This is a genomic window from Streptomyces atratus, assembly GCF_040655115.1.
Taxonomy (GTDB): Bacteria; Actinomycetota; Actinomycetes; order Streptomycetales; family Streptomycetaceae; genus Streptomyces; species Streptomyces atratus_D.
On record NZ_JBFAJH010000058.1, the window covers coordinates 1 to 14,041 of the forward strand.

A 14,041-nucleotide genomic window follows, 5' to 3' on the forward strand; every position below is an offset into this window, starting at 1 on the left:
TCGAAGCGGGCCCTCTGCGAAGCAGAAGATTTGTTACTCCGCTTTCCAGTTCTTCGCTTTCGCGTTTCCCTTTCCGGCGAGTCCGACTCTATCAGGCCTTTTCCATTTCCTTGACCAGCTGTCTGCAGGCATGCAGGTGCCGAATCCGGGTTAAGGTCTGGGCTTGAAAATCGCCGCCGACCCCCGACTCGATGTCGTGTTGGGGCCAGGCAGGAGCACGACAGTACAGGCCGCTGGTAGTCGAGGCAAATCGTTTCCGGTGCACCTCTAGGTCCGCGAAGCCGCCGGACTCGGGCGTAACCGTCACTTCTTATGACTTACGCTGCTGAACAGTACGCCGTCCCCTACAAGCCGCGGCGGCGCCAAATGAAGCTTCACACTGGGAGGCTCCCTATGACCACTGTGACGTCCCCTCTTGCCGGACGCGCCATCGGACTCGCTGCGGTACCCGACCCGGTCTTCTCCGGAGCGATGGTGGGGCCCGGAACCGCCATTGATCCTGTGCGCGAGCTGTCGGAGGCCGTCTCGCCGGTGGACGGAATCATTGTCTCCCTGCACCCGCACGCGTTCGTCGTCGTGGACGAGCACGGGCACGGGGTGCTGACCCACCTGGGCATCGACACCGTGCAGCTCAATGGCGAGGGCTTCGAACTGCTCGTCAACAAGGGCGACACCGTCGAGCGCGGTCAGGGCATCGTGCGCTGGAACCCGGTCGCGGTGGAAGAGGCCGGCAAGTCCCCGATCTGTCCGATCGTGGCGCTGGAGGCCACCGTCGAGTCGCTCTCCGACATCCGTGAGGACGGAGATGTGAAGGTCGGCGAGGCACTGTTCGGTTGGCAGTGACGCACCCGGCGCAGTAACAGGCAGTCGGTACACATGGCGGTGGCACGGGTTCGCCGCACAATCGGAGACGGTGAGATGGAGACAACGCTGCGAGGCGTCGGCGTGAGCCACGGTGTGGCGATCGGTGAGGTTCGGCATATGGGTACGGCTGTGCTGGAGCCGCCGGCCAAACAGATTCCGGCGGACGAGGCCGAGCGCGAGCAGGGACGTGCTCGCCAGGCTGTGGACGCTGTTGCGGCCGACCTGATTGCGCGCGGCAATCTGGCCGGCGGCGAGGCGCAGGCCGTGCTCGAGGCGCAGGCCCTGATGGCCCAGGACCCCGAGCTGATGGCCGATGTGGACCGGCGGATCGCCGTCGGGAGCAGTGCCGAGCGTGCGGTGTACGACGCCTTCGCCGCATACCGGGCTCTGCTTGCCGGTGCCGGGGAGTATCTGGCGGGGCGGGTCGCGGACCTCGACGACGTGCGCAACCGGATCGTGGCCCGGCTGCTCGGTGTACCGATGCCGGGTGTGCCGGACAGCGACGAGCCGTACGTACTGATCGCGCGGGATCTGGCGCCTGCCGATACGGCGCTGCTCGACCCGACGCTGGTGCTGGGCTTCGTCACCGAGGAGGGCGGACCGACCAGTCACAGTGCGATTCTCGCGCGGGCGCTCGGTGTGCCGGCCGTAGTGGCTCTCCCCGGGGCGGGTGAGCTGGCCGAGGGCACTGTGATCGCGGTGGACGGCAGCACCGGCGAGATCTTCGTCGAGCCGAGCGACGAGAAGCGTGCCGAGTTGGAGAGCGCTGCGACTGCGCGCAAAGCCGCGCTGTCCGCGTCGACCGGTCCGGGCGCGACGTCCGACGGTCACAAGGTGCCACTGCTCGCCAATGTGGGCGGGCCCGGCGATGTGCCGGCGGCGGTCGAGGCCGGTGCCGAGGGCGTGGGGCTGTTCCGTACGGAGTTCCTGTTCCTGGACGACAGCAAGCAGGCGCCGTCGGAGGAGAAGCAGGTCGCGGCGTACCGGGCGGTGCTGGAGGCGTTCCCCGAGGGGCGTGTCGTGGTGCGGGTGCTGGATGCCGGCGCTGACAAGCCGCTCGACTTCCTGACCCCCGCGGAGGAGCCGAACCCGGCGCTGGGTGTGCGGGGGCTCCGCACTCTCCTGGACCACCCGGAGGTGCTGCGGAGCCAGCTGACCTCGCTGGCGAAGGCTGCCGAGGGGCTTCCCGTCCATCTGGAGATCATGGCGCCCATGGTGGCGGACCGTGCGGACGCGAAGGCGTTCGCCGACGCGTGCCGGGCGGCCGGGCTGCAGGCGAAGTTCGGTGCGATGGTGGAGATTCCGTCCGCCGCACTCCGGGCCCGCTCGATCCTGCAGGAGGTGGAGTTCCTGTCGCTGGGCACCAATGACCTGGCGCAGTACACCTTCGCCGCCGACCGTCAGGTGGGTGCGGTGTCCCGGCTGCAGGATCCGTGGCAGCCCGCCATGCTGGACCTCGTGGCGCTGTCGGCCGATGCGGCCAGGACCGAGGGCAAGAGCTGCGGTGTCTGTGGTGAGGCTGCCTCCGATCCGTTGCTCGCCTGCGTGCTGACCGGTCTGGGTGTCACCTCCCTGTCGATGGGCGCCGCGTCCATTCCTTATGTCCGGGCCACATTGGCGAAGTACACGCTCGCGCAGTGCGAGCGTGCCGCTGCTGCCGCGCGCGCCGCGGACTCCGCCGATGAGGCGCGGCTCGCGGCTCAGGCGGTGCTGTCGGGCGAGTAGGTCCGCGCAGCCGGTTGGCGAGGGGGCTTCCCGCCCTGGGTGGCGGGGAGCCCCTTTTCTTCTGTCAGTGGTGGGTCTCCGGTGCGTCGGCGCCGATGTCGAAGCCGGCGCAGTACTCCACGCCCGACTCCGGGGAGACCGGGTCGCCGGTGTCCGCGTCCGTACAGTAGGCGCTGAAGACCTCTCCGGCGGTGAGTGGTACGAGGCTGCCGCCGGTCAGTCGCCAGCCGTGGACCCGGTCCGGGGTGCCGGGATTGCTCGTGCGGAGGACGAGTCCTCCGTGACTTTCGAGGGCGACGCCGACGGCGAGGACCGTGACGAACTCTGCTCCTTCGCCGGATTCCAGTCGGGCCGGGCCCGTCGAGCCGCACTCGATGTGGAGGACGGCGAGCAGCTGCTCGTTCTCCGTGGGGGTGCTGCAGACGAGGTGGTGGGTGCCCGGGCCCGCCGTTTCCAGAGTGCGCATCAGGAGGTGGGAGGCCCGGTCGAAGGCGGCACGGCCGATGTCCTGGCCGCAGTCGGCGCATTCACCGAGGTCGGCCAGGAGCAGCGTGGCGTACTCCCAGGTGGCCTGGCGGACCGCTCGGGAGACGAGGAGCGGGATCAGGGTGTCGATGGGTTGTCCGCTGTAAGCGACGGTGGCTCCGGCAGCCGCGACTTCGGCGGTGAAACGGCTGCGGCTGGCCGGGACGTCGGGCGCGAGCCCGGATTCGGCGCAGTAGTCCGCGTACTCTTCGGGGTCGAAGAGGGCGACCGTGGTGTGCATGCCCTGGGCCGCGAGGGTTTTCAGCAGGCCCTCGACCTGCTGCAGATAGACGGTGTGGTCGTCGAAGGTGAAGGTGCGGTAGCGCCGCATGGCCGCGAAGTCCTGCTCGTCGGCCAGGAGGCCGATCGTGCTCGGTGCTTCGCGGCGCAGCGTGCGTCGCATGGACGTGGTGTTCCTGATGTTCCTGGTGTGCGCCATGACTCCCCCAGTGCACTGTCGAAGTTTGCTCACTCAGAGTAATCACGGGCACTGACAGCGCGGCCTGTCAGTGGCGCTTGCGGGCCAGGTCCTCGTAGAAGTGGAGCAGTTCGAGATTGTCGATCGAGCCGGGGTTGACGGCCTTGGCCAGCTCCGTTCCCTGGAGGAGGCGCTTGACCGGAACCTCGATGCGCTTTCCGGTGAGGGTGTGCGGAATGCCGGGGACCTCGATGATCTCGTCCGGGACATGGCGCGGCGAGAGGCTGTCGCGGATGACCTGTTTGATCCGGTCGCGCAGGCCGTCGTCGAGCGCGGAACCGTCGGCGAGGTGGACGAAGAGCGGCATCCAGTACCCCCCTTCGGGCTCCTCGAGACCGATGACCAGGGATTCGCGGATCTCGGGGAGGCGTTCGACCGCTTCGTAGATGTCGGCGGAGCCCATCCGTACCCCCTGGCGGTTGAGGGTGGAGTCCGAGCGGCCGTGGATGATGACCGAGCCGTGGTCGGTGAGGGTGATCCAGTCGCCGTGGCGCCAGACGCCGGGGTACATCTCGAAGTAGCTGTCGCGGTAGCGGCTGCCGTCCGGGTCGTTCCAGAAGTGGATGGGCATGGAGGGCAGCGGGTTGGTGACAACCAGTTCGCCGACCTCACCGACGAGCGGTTTGCCTGCCGGATCCCAGGACTGGAGGTCCGTACCGAGGCAGGGCGCCTGGAGTTCGCCGATGTGTACGGGCAGGGTGGGGACCGCGCCGGCGAAGCAGCTGCAGACGTCCGTGCCACCGCTGACGGAGGCGATCCAGAGGTTGTCCGCGACCTCGTCGTGGAGCCAGCGGAAGCCGTCGGGGGGGAGCGGGGAGCCGGTGGTGGCCACGCACTGGATGCGCGAGAGGTCGAAGTCGCGGCCCGGGTGGATGTCGGCCTTGCGGCACGCCATCACGTAGGCGGCGGAGGTGCCGAAGAGGGTGGCGCCGGTCTGTTCGGCGACGCGCCACTGGGCACTGACGTCCGGGTAGCCGGGGCTTCCGTCGTAGAGCACGACGGTGGTGCCGGTGAGCAGACCGGAGACGAGGAAGTTCCACATCATCCAGCCGGTGGAGGTGTACCAGAAGAAGCGGTCGTCGGGCCCGAGGTCGCAGTGCAGTCCGAGCTGCTTGAAGTGTTCGATGAGGATGCCGCCCTGGGACTGGACGATCGCCTTGGGGAGCCCGGTGGTACCGGAGGAGTACAGCACCCACAACGGGTGGTCGAAGGGGACCTGCTCGAAGACGGGTTCGGTGTCCGCGGAGGTGAGTGCGGACCATTCGAGGGCACCTTCGGGGGCGGGGGTGCCCAGCAGCGGGATGTGGACGACGGCGCGCAGGGTGGGGAGTTCGCGGCGCAGTTCGGCGACTGTCCCGGTGCGGTCGTGTTCCTTGCCGCCGTAGCGGTAGCCGTCGACGGTGAAGAGGACGACGGGCTCGACCTGCTGGAACCGGTCGAGGACGCTACGGGCGCCGAAATCCGGGGCGCACGAGGTCCAGACGCCGCCGACGGCCGCGGTGGCGAGCAGCGCGACGACCGACTGCGGAATGTTGGGGAGGTAGCCGCTGACGCGGTCGCCGGGGCGGACCCCGAGGGCACGGAGTTCGGCGGCGAGGGAGCCGACCTGGCGGCGGAGTTCGGACCAGCTGACAGGGATCTGGGTGTGGGTCTCGTCGACATGCAGGAGGGCCGGGGCGTCGGCGCGCAGGGGATCCTCGGCGGTGCGCAGGGCGTGTTCCGCGTAGTTGAGGGTGGCGCCGGGGAACCATTGGGCGCCGGGCATGGTGCGGTCGCCGATCACCGTCTCGTACGGGGTGGAGAACCGGATGTCGAACCAGTCGGCGACGGCCTGCCAGAAGGTGTCCAGCTCGTCGACGGACCAGCGGTGCAGCTCCGGGTAGCCGCCGTCGGCCGGTGCTCCGTACCGCTCGGCCGCCCAGCTCTGGAAGCGGGTGACCGCCGCGGCGGCGATGCGCTCGGGGTCGGGCTGCCACAAGGGGGCTTCGTTCGCTGTTGAGGTCATGGGGCGGCTCCCTGGCTGTACGGGTACGCGGGATGAACATGTCGCACGCGCAGGCGGGAGGGTGCTGGAGATCTTGGCCGGGTTCGGCCAAGATCTCCAGCACCCTCCCAGAGTATGCGCGCGAGCGGCTGTCACGGACGATGCCATGTGATCGTCTTCCGCACCAGGGTTCCCCACCCATGGTTACTTGTCCGGCTATGTGGTCCGGCCACGGGTGAACGGAAGTTGAACGGAGCCCGCTGACGTCTCGTCGGATGGCAGGGTGAGTTGCATGGACGGTCGTGACCTGGTGCGCTCGGTGAAGATGGTGGGTTCGGTGCAGGGGGTGCGCACGGTGCGCTCGGCCTGGCGGCGGCAGCGTGCGGATGCGCGGGCGCTGCCACCCCGTGGCCCGGAGCGGGCCAGGGTGCCCGGTCTGCTGGCGGGAGCGGAGCCCGGGCCGGGTGGTGGTGTCGTCAGGTTCGCTCGTTCGGAGCTCCGCATCCGGGTTTCGGCGGGCGGTGCGGTGTTCTGGGCGTGGGACGGGGCGGAGCCGCTGCCGTCGTATGCGCTGCCCGGTCCGGCTCCGGAGCCGGATCCGCGTGCCGTGCTGGAGCCGGACAAGGACGGCGGCTGGCAGGTGGTGTCGGAGCGGCTGACCGTGGTGGTGTCGCGGCACGGGGCGGTGGAACTGCGTACGCCCGGAGGTGTGGTGCTCCGGCGGGAGCTGCCGCCGCGCTGGTGGGTGCCGGTGGCGGGGGGGTCCGCCCGGTGGGTGCAGCGGTCCGAGCTGCCTGCGGACGCCCGGTTCTTCGGGCTGGGCGGGCGGGGGGCGGGGCCTCGGCTGCGCGACGGCTCGTACGCGCTGTGGAACACCGATCCGGGCGGCCGCTTCGGGCCCGGGGACGATCCGCTGTATCTGACGATGCCGGTACAGGTGGTGGTCTCCGACGCGGGAACACATCTGGCGTTCCACGACAACACGTGGGCGGGGCGGGTCACGGTCCGCGAGGGCGAGGAGGGCGCGGGGTCCGGGCATGACCGTCCGGGGATGTGCGAGGTACGGATGGACGGGGGGCCGCTGCGCTGCTGGGTGGTGACGGGTACGCCGGCCCGGGTGCTTCAGGGCTGGACGGCGCTGACGGGTGCGCCGGCGCTGCCGCCGTCCTGGGCGCTGGGTCCGCAGCACGCCCGGTGGGGGTTCGGGAGTGACCGGGAAGTACGGCGAGTGGTCGCCGGGTACCGGGAGCGGGGGCTGCCGCTGTCCGTGCTGCATCTGGACATCGACCATTACGACGGGCATCAGGTGTTCACCGTCGACTGTGAGCGGTTCCCCGATCTGGCGGGGCTGGCGAAGGAGCTGCGGGAGCGGGAGGGGGTACGGCTGGTGTCGATCGTCGATCCGGCGGTGAAGGCGGAGCCGGGGAACGCGGTGTTCGATGCCGGTTCGGCGGTCGGAAGTGCCGGGGCGTTCGTGCGGGACGCGCGGGGGCGAACGGTGCGCGGGGAGGTGTGGCCCGGGGAGTGCGTGTATCCGGACTTCACCGATCCGCAGGTGCGGGAGTGGTGGGGTGGCCTGTACGAGGAGCGGCTGGCGCAGGGGTTCTCCGGGGTGTGGCACGACATGAACGAGCCGGTGTCGTTCACGGCGTTCGGCGATCCGACGCTGCCTCGGTCGGCGCGGCACTGTCTGGAGGGCCTCGGGGGCGATCATCGGGAAGCCCACAACGTCTACGGACTGGCGATGGCGCGGGCCGGGTACGAGGGGCTCTGCCGGCTGCGTCCGGACGAGCGGCCGTTCCTGTTCTCGCGTTCCGGCTGGGCGGGGATGCAGCGGTACGGGGGCACCTGGTCCGGTGATGTGGAGACGGGCTGGCCGGGCTTGCGCGCCTCGCTGGCGCTGGTGCTGGGGCTCGGCCTGTGCGGGGTGCCGTATTCGGGTCCTGATGTGGGGGGTTTCGACGGGTCGCCGTCCCCCGAGCTGTATCTGCGGTGGTTCCAGCTGGGGGCCTGGCTGCCGTTGTTCCGTACACACTCGGCGATCGACGCGGGTCGGCGGGAGCCGTGGGAGTTCGGGCCGGAGGTGTTGCAGCACGCGAGGGCGGCGCTGGAGGAGCGGGAGCGGCTGCGTCCGTACTTTGTGACGCTGGCGCAGCTGGCCCGGCTGACGGGTGCGCCGTATGTGCGGCCGCTGTGGTGGGGGGCGCCCGGGGACCGGGCACTGCGGGACTGCGAGGACGCGTTTCTGCTGGGCGATGCGCTGCTGGTGGCGCCGGTGCTGCAGCGGGGCACGGATCGGCGGGCGGTGCGGCTGCCGCGCGGGCGGTGGTACGACACGGCGAGCGGAGAGGCGTACGAGGGGCCGGGGCAGGTCCTGGTCGATGCGCCGCTGTCGCGGGTACCCGTGCTGGCGCGGGCGGGTGCGGTGATTCCGGTGCGGGGCGCGGACGGGGGGCTGGAGTTGGAGGTGTGGGCTCCGGCTCCTGGGCGTACCGGGGGCGGGCTGGTGGTCCGGGACGCGGGTGACGGCTGGGAGCAGCCGAGGGTCGAGCGGTACACGTCGCGGCTGTCGGGCGGGCAGGTCGTGGTGGAGCGGGACGGTGAGGAGAGCGGGGTGACGTGCCCGGTGCGGGTGCGCGGGGTTCACAACTGCTGAGCAAGCACATCGTTTTGGCGAGCATGGACACGATTGGGTGAACGGTGTCACAAGTTGCGGGTATGCCCGCGGGGTGTGCGTAACGTTCTCGGTGCGATCTGGGACGCCGGGTGTGGCGTCAGCAGCCGGGGCCCCCGTATCACCAGCGAGATGGTTCGGGGCCTCCCCGTCGCCTCCGGCCACACCCATATGGCCAGGTCGTAGGGATTCCGCCCGCCCGGGACGGACCGCATACGGGATATGCGTCGCCGACCGGGACGCGAAAGCGGAGGACCAGTGCGCCCAAGACCGTTCGGGGCGTGCCGGTGAGCCAGGACTCACTCCTGCTCACTGCCCAGGAACGGTGTGATGCCGTCAGCGGTAACGGTAGCGCCCTTCGAACCAGGCGCGGGCGGCCCGGGTGTGCAGGGGGAAGGCCAGTTCGGCGGGCGTCCTGAGCAGGCTGTGGCCGGCTGTCTCGTCGGTGGGGACGGACGGCGGGAGCTCGGCGGCCGTGCGTTGCGGGAGGAGGCCGAAGAGGAGCAGGTGGCCGTCCGGGGCGCTGAGGGCGTCGGCGAGGCGGACGTCCTGCTGGTCGGCCTCGATGCCGGTCTCCTCGCGGAGTTCACGGACGACCGCGTGTTGCCAGTCCTCGGCGTGGTCGATGAAGCCGCCGGGCAGGGCGACGCCGCCGAGCCGGGGCTCGATGGTGCGGGTGATGACGACGAGTGCGGTGCCCTGCCGGTCGGTGACGGGAAGCAGGGCGACGGCGACCGGGAGGGGGTTGCGGTAGGCGATGTCGCCGCAGGCGCTGCAGGTGCGGGGCCAGGTCATGGATCCCGGCGCGGGGTACGGCGCTCCACAGCTGCTGCAGTGGGAGTGCTTGGTCGGTTGCTCCACCTGATTCCTCCGCTCGGTCTTCTCTTCGGACGCGGACACCGCGCGGACTGTATCCGATCGTGCCTCCGGGACACCCCTGCATGATGGATGATGCGCTCATGACAGGCATCACTTCCGCTTTCCGTGTCCTGGCAGCCACTGCCGCCGCCCTGCTCGCCGTCACCGCCGCCACCCCCGTGGCCCAGGCGAAGGCCGAGCCGAAGGCACCCGAGGAGTTCGTCGCACTGCGTTCGGTGGACCCCACGATCATCCAGGAGATGCGCTACCCCACCGTGCACAACTTCCTGGGAGAGCCGGTCGACGGGTACCGGCAGCCACTCTGCATCCTCACCCGGCCCGCGGCCCGGGCCCTGCATCGGGCACAGACGCGACTGCTGCGTCAGGGTTACTCACTGAAGGTGTACGACTGCTACCGGCCGCAGCGGGCCGTCGATCACTTCGTACGGTGGGCCAAGGATCTCGACGACGAGGCGATGAAAGGCGAGTTCTACCCCCGGGTCGACAAGACACGGCTGTTCGCGGACGGTTACATCGCGGAGAAGTCCGGGCACAGCCGCGGCAGCACGGTGGACCTGACGCTGGTGCGGCTGCCCGCCGCGCCGACCAGGCCGTACCGGCCGGGCGAGCAACTGGTGCCCTGTTACGCGCCGCAGGCCGAGCGGTTCCCGGACAACTCGGTGGACATGGGCACGGGATTCGACTGCTTCGACACGCTGTCGCACACCGATGACCCGCGGATCCAGGGCGTACAGCGAGCCAACCGGCAGTTCCTGAAGAAGACGCTCACCGATGCCGGCTTCGTGAATCTGGCCGAGGAATGGTGGCACTACACCTTCAAGCCGGAACTGTTCCCGGACACCTTCTTCGACTTCCCGGTGGCCCGGCGGTCCGTCGCAGGACTCTGAAGGCCGCGGCAGCACGATGGGGCCACGAATGGCCGGGACCACCCCCGTGGGTTCCGGCCACTCGTTCCCCCTCTCGGACGCGGACCGGCCGTATCCGGTTGCGCCCCCAGCCATTACGGTGCCCGTATGTCACAGCAGACGTTCCATTCGTACGAGGAATTCTGGCCCTACTACGTGGCCATGCACTCCAGGGCCGCGACCCGGTGGGTCCATCTGACGGGGACCCTGACCGGGCTCGCGGTCACCGCCTACGGTCTGGCCCGTGGCCGGAAGCGGTATGCCACGGCGTTGCCCCTGATCGGGTACGGCACGGCCTGGCCCGCGCACTTCCTGATCGAGAAGAACAATCCGGCCACCTTCGGGCACCCCGTGTGGTCGCTGCGCGGCGATGTGCAGATGATCCGGATGATGCTGGCGGGGCGTGACGGGGAGCTGGCGGAGACCGCTGCCAAGTGGCTCGCCGAGAACCGCTGACCGTAAAGTTCCTGACGTTCCGTCGGATGCAGTGTCGGGGAGGGGTTGTCGCACACGCGCACACCCGTGGTGGCCGGGTGGTTCACCGAGGACAGCACCGAGGGGACTTCCGGCTGCCGGGCACCCGGTGTTCAGCCTGCTCGTCGGTCTTCTTCCCGCGCCCGGACGCGTTCTGCCGCAATCCGGGCTGCGCGGGCGGTGAACCGACCGAGACGCCGCTCTCCAAGCCGGGCACCGTCTGGTCCGTACACCGACGGCCGCTACCGGCCCCCCGCCCCGTACGTCTCCGACCCGGACGTGCCCTGGGAGCCGTACACCCTGGTCGCCGTCGAGCTCGCGGCCGAACGCGCACGCCGGCACGGCGCGGCCGGCCCGGTCCGTATCCGCGCCGTCGCCACGGTGACACCCACCTACCCGAGGACCGTGCTCGACCTTCCGGACATCGTGACCGATTCGGCGGTCGCGGTGGAACCCGCTCCGGAGAGCTTCCGTGCCTCGATCGCCCGGGCGGCGTACAAGGAGGCGGACATCGGTCCCGGCGAACTGTCCCTCGCCGAGGTGTACGACCTCTCCACCGCTCTGGGGCTGGAGTGGCACGAGGACATCGGGCTGTGCGCGGCGGCTGAGGGCGCCAAGCTCGTACCCGAAGGGGCGACAGCGCTCGGCGGCCGCATCCCGGTCAATCCGAGCGACGGGCTCGCCTCGTTCGGCGAGGCGGTACCGGCACAGGCCATCGCGCAGGTCTGCGAGCTGACGTGGCAGCTGCGCGGCACCGCGGCGGAGCGAAAGGTTCCGGGAGCGCGTGCCGGAATCACCGCCAGTCAGGGGCTGTTCGGGCACGGATCAGCGGTCGTCGCGGTCCGCTGAGACCTCCCGGATCCGTCCGGAACGCGGGGAAGCGTCCGGTCCGTGTGTCGTGAACTGGGTTTGTTGTCAGTATTCTTGACGGCTGATCAGCACCGGTGAACACTCCTTGGTCAGTCGCTGCCGCCACTTCCGCTGTGCGGCAGTCCGACATGGTCACCACGCTCGTCACGGACAGTCGGGCGGGGCAACGAACGTCCCTGCCCCGGCCTCCGTAGCCATGGAAGCGACCGGCGAGACCCGCCGGGCAACCCCTAGGAGCGCCATGAGCAATGGAGACATTTTCGTCGGGGAAGTCATCGGAACAGCGATCCTCATCCTGTTCGGCGCGGGTGTGTGCGCCGCCGTCACCCTCCACCACTCCAAGGCGCGAGCCGCAGGATGGGTGGTGATCGCCTTCGGCTGGGGCTTCGGCGTGCTGGCCGGTGCGTACACCGCGGCCCCGCTGTCCGGCGGGCACCTCAATCCGGCGGTCACGGTCGGCATCGCCGTCGACACCGGGAAGTGGGACAAGGTCCCCCTTTACATCCTGGGACAGATGGTGGGCGCGATCATCGGTGCGCTGCTGGCCTGGCTCACGTACTACGCGCAGTTCCGCGCCAACGCGGACGAGAAGACGGCCGTGCCGACGCTCGGGATCTTCTCGACCGCTCCGGAAATCCGCAATCCGGTGGCCAACCTCGTCACCGAGATCATCGCGACGACCGGTCTGGTGCTGCCGATCCTGGCCTTCGGGAAGAACGCCGGGGTCGGGATCGGTCCGGTGGCGGGGGCAGGGGCTGGGGTCTACGGCTCCGGAATCTCCGTACTCCTGGTGTCCCTGCTGGTGGTGGGCATCGGACTGTCGCTCGGCGGCCCCACCGGGTACGCGATCAACCCGGCCCGTGACCTCGGTCCGCGGCTGGTGCACGCACTGCTGCCGATACCGAACAAGGGAACCTCCGACTGGAGTTACTCCTGGATCCCGGTGGTGGGACCGCTCGTGGGCGGGCTGCTGGCGGGTGTCGTCTTCAATGCCGCCTTCTAGCCATCCGGGTTCCGGCCTTCCAGTGTCCGGCCATCCAGGTTCTGCCACTTCGGCTTCTCGACCTTGCGACAAGGGGACGTCATGACGGGCAGGTTTGTCGCCGCCATCGATCAGGGCACCACATCAAGCCGCTGCATCATCTTCGACCAGGACGGCGCTGTCGTCGCCGTCGACCAGCGCGAGCACCGCCAGATCTTCCCGAAACCCGGCTGGGTGGAGCACGATGCCACCGAGATCTGGACTACGGTCCAGGCCGTGGTGACGGGTGCGCTCGCCACGGCCGGGCTGCGGGCGGAGCAGCTCAGCGCGCTCGGCATCACCAACCAGCGTGAGACGACCGTGCTGTGGGACCGGGCGACCGGGCAGCCCGTGCACAATGCCATCGTCTGGCAGGACACCCGTACGGCCGCTCTCTGCCACGAGCTCGGCGGCGCGGACGGGCAGGACCGCTTCCGGGACATCACCGGGCTTCCGCTGGCCAGTTACTTCTCCGGTCCCAAGGCTGCCTGGCTGCTGGACCACGTACCGGGGCTGCGGAGCCGGGCCGAGCGGGGCGAGATCGCCTTCGGCACCATGGACTCCTGGCTGATCTGGAATCTCACCGGCGGCACGGACGGCGGCGTCCATGTCACGGACGTGACCAATGCGTCGCGCACGATGCTGATGGATCTGGAAACGCTGGAGTGGGATCCGTCGATCCTCACGGCGATGAACGTTCCGGCGGCGGTGCTTCCGGAGATCCGGTCGTCGGCGGAGGTGTACGGGACGGCGGTCGGCGCACTCGCCGGGGTACCGGTGGCCTCCGCGCTCGGCGACCAGCAGGCGGCCGTCTTCGGACAGGCCTGTTACGACCCGGGTACCGCCAAGAACACGTACGGCACCGGGAGTTTCCTGCTCCTCAACACCGGGAACAGGCCTGTGCCGTCGAAGAGCGGGCTGATCACCACGCTCGGCTACAGGATCGGCGGCCAGGCCCCCGTCTACTGCCTGGAGGGCTCGATCGCGATCACCGGGGCGCTGGTCCAGTGGTTCCGCGACCAGCTCGGGATCATCCGGAGCGCCGAGGAGATCGAGACGCTGGCGGCGAGCGTCGACGACAACGGCGGGGCGTACATCGTTCCCGCGTTCTCCGGGCTGTTCGCCCCCTACTGGCGTTCGGACGCCCGGGGGGTCATCACCGGGCTCACCGGTTACGTCACCAAGGCGCATCTGGCCCGCGCCGTTCTCGAGGCGACCAGCTGGCAGACGCGTGAGGTCGTCGATGCGATGTACCAGGACTCGGGGGTGCCGATCACGACGCTCAAGGTCGATGGCGGGATGACGGCCAACCGGCTGCTCATGCAGCACCAGGCGGATGTGCTGGGGGTTCCGGTGATCCGTCCGAAGATCTCCGAGACGACGTGTCTGGGCGCCGCGTACGCGGCGGGGCTCGCGACCGGGGTCTGGTCGGGGCTGGACGAGCTCAAGACGCACTGGCAGCGCGATGCGGAGTGGGAACCGCGCATGGAACCGGAGATCCGTGAGCGCGAGTACGGCAACTGGCGCAAGGCAGTGGAACGGAGCCTGGGCTGGGAGGAGGAGAGCGGCAGCAGCAGGTAGAGGCTCCGTTCGCGGTCCCGGAGGCGGTTGTGGACATGGTCCCGTGCCCGGTCCCGGAGTA

General features: G+C 69.7%; 10 protein-coding genes and 2 pseudogenes. 9 read left to right on the forward strand and 3 right to left on the reverse strand.

The genetic code is table 11. The features are described from left to right. Positions 1-393: 393 nt before the first annotated feature. Both AB0I23_RS35485 and ptsP read left to right on the forward strand, forming a co-directional pair. The gene (locus AB0I23_RS35485) at positions 394-843 is read left to right on the forward strand and encodes a PTS sugar transporter subunit IIA (protein WP_359115975.1); all 450 of its coding nucleotides are present in this window, start codon (positions 394-396) and stop codon (positions 841-843) included. Positions 844-918: 75 nt separating this feature from the next. Beyond that, complete coding sequence (gene ptsP / locus AB0I23_RS35490) at positions 919-2,589, forward strand: phosphoenolpyruvate--protein phosphotransferase (protein ID WP_359115978.1); 1,671 nt, start codon at positions 919-921, stop codon at positions 2,587-2,589. Between the two features lie 64 nt (positions 2,590-2,653). Here the strand turns inward: ptsP and AB0I23_RS35495 are convergent, their stop codons facing one another. Together AB0I23_RS35495 and AB0I23_RS35500 are read right to left on the reverse strand one after the other, a co-directional pair. Further along, on the reverse strand, positions 2,654-3,553 hold the full coding sequence (locus AB0I23_RS35495; protein WP_359115980.1) for a hypothetical protein: 900 nt from the start codon (positions 3,551-3,553) through the stop codon (positions 2,654-2,656). A gap of 67 nt (positions 3,554-3,620) precedes the next feature. Continuing rightward, positions 3,621-5,597 (reverse strand): acetoacetate--CoA ligase, encoded by a 1,977-nt coding sequence (locus AB0I23_RS35500; RefSeq protein ID WP_359115982.1) that lies wholly within the window; start codon positions 5,595-5,597, stop codon positions 3,621-3,623. Between the two features lie 271 nt (positions 5,598-5,868). Between AB0I23_RS35500 and AB0I23_RS35505 the strand changes: the two genes are divergently transcribed. Beyond that, on the forward strand, positions 5,869-8,232 hold the full coding sequence (locus AB0I23_RS35505) for a glycoside hydrolase family 31 protein (RefSeq protein ID WP_359115985.1): 2,364 nt from the start codon (positions 5,869-5,871) through the stop codon (positions 8,230-8,232). A 354-nt stretch (positions 8,233-8,586) separates the two neighbouring features. Here AB0I23_RS35505 and AB0I23_RS35510 read toward each other — a convergent pair whose 3' ends face one another. Next, entirely contained in the window at positions 8,587-9,045 is a 459-nt protein-coding gene (locus AB0I23_RS35510) for an NUDIX domain-containing protein (protein ID WP_359116042.1), read from the reverse strand. Between the two features lie 164 nt (positions 9,046-9,209). Between AB0I23_RS35510 and AB0I23_RS35515 the strand changes: the two genes are divergently transcribed. The 6 genes and pseudogenes from AB0I23_RS35515 (at position 9,210) to glpK (ending at position 13,980) form a co-directional block, all read left to right on the forward strand. Next, positions 9,210-10,016, forward strand: coding sequence for a M15 family metallopeptidase (locus AB0I23_RS35515; RefSeq protein WP_359115988.1), 807 nt, complete (start codon positions 9,210-9,212; stop codon positions 10,014-10,016). A gap of 126 nt (positions 10,017-10,142) precedes the next feature. Next, positions 10,143-10,490 carry a DUF962 domain-containing protein gene (locus tag AB0I23_RS35520; protein WP_359115991.1) on the forward strand — a complete coding sequence of 116 codons (348 nt, stop codon included), beginning with the start codon at positions 10,143-10,145 and terminating at the stop codon, positions 10,488-10,490. A gap of 26 nt (positions 10,491-10,516) precedes the next feature. Then, positions 10,517-10,651, forward strand: a pseudogene (locus AB0I23_RS41835) (hypothetical protein); the annotation flags it as partial. A 181-nt stretch (positions 10,652-10,832) separates the two neighbouring features. Continuing rightward, positions 10,833-11,357 (forward strand): annotated as a pseudogene (locus AB0I23_RS35530) (thiolase C-terminal domain-containing protein); the annotation flags it as partial. A gap of 262 nt (positions 11,358-11,619) precedes the next feature. Next, positions 11,620-12,381, forward strand: a complete 762-nt coding sequence (locus AB0I23_RS35535) for an MIP/aquaporin family protein (RefSeq protein WP_359115994.1) — start codon at positions 11,620-11,622, stop codon at positions 12,379-12,381. An 81-nt stretch (positions 12,382-12,462) separates the two neighbouring features. After that, the gene (gene glpK / locus AB0I23_RS35540) at positions 12,463-13,980 is read left to right on the forward strand and encodes a glycerol kinase GlpK (protein ID WP_359115996.1); all 1,518 of its coding nucleotides are present in this window, start codon (positions 12,463-12,465) and stop codon (positions 13,978-13,980) included. The last annotated feature ends 61 nt before the right edge of the window (positions 13,981-14,041 follow it).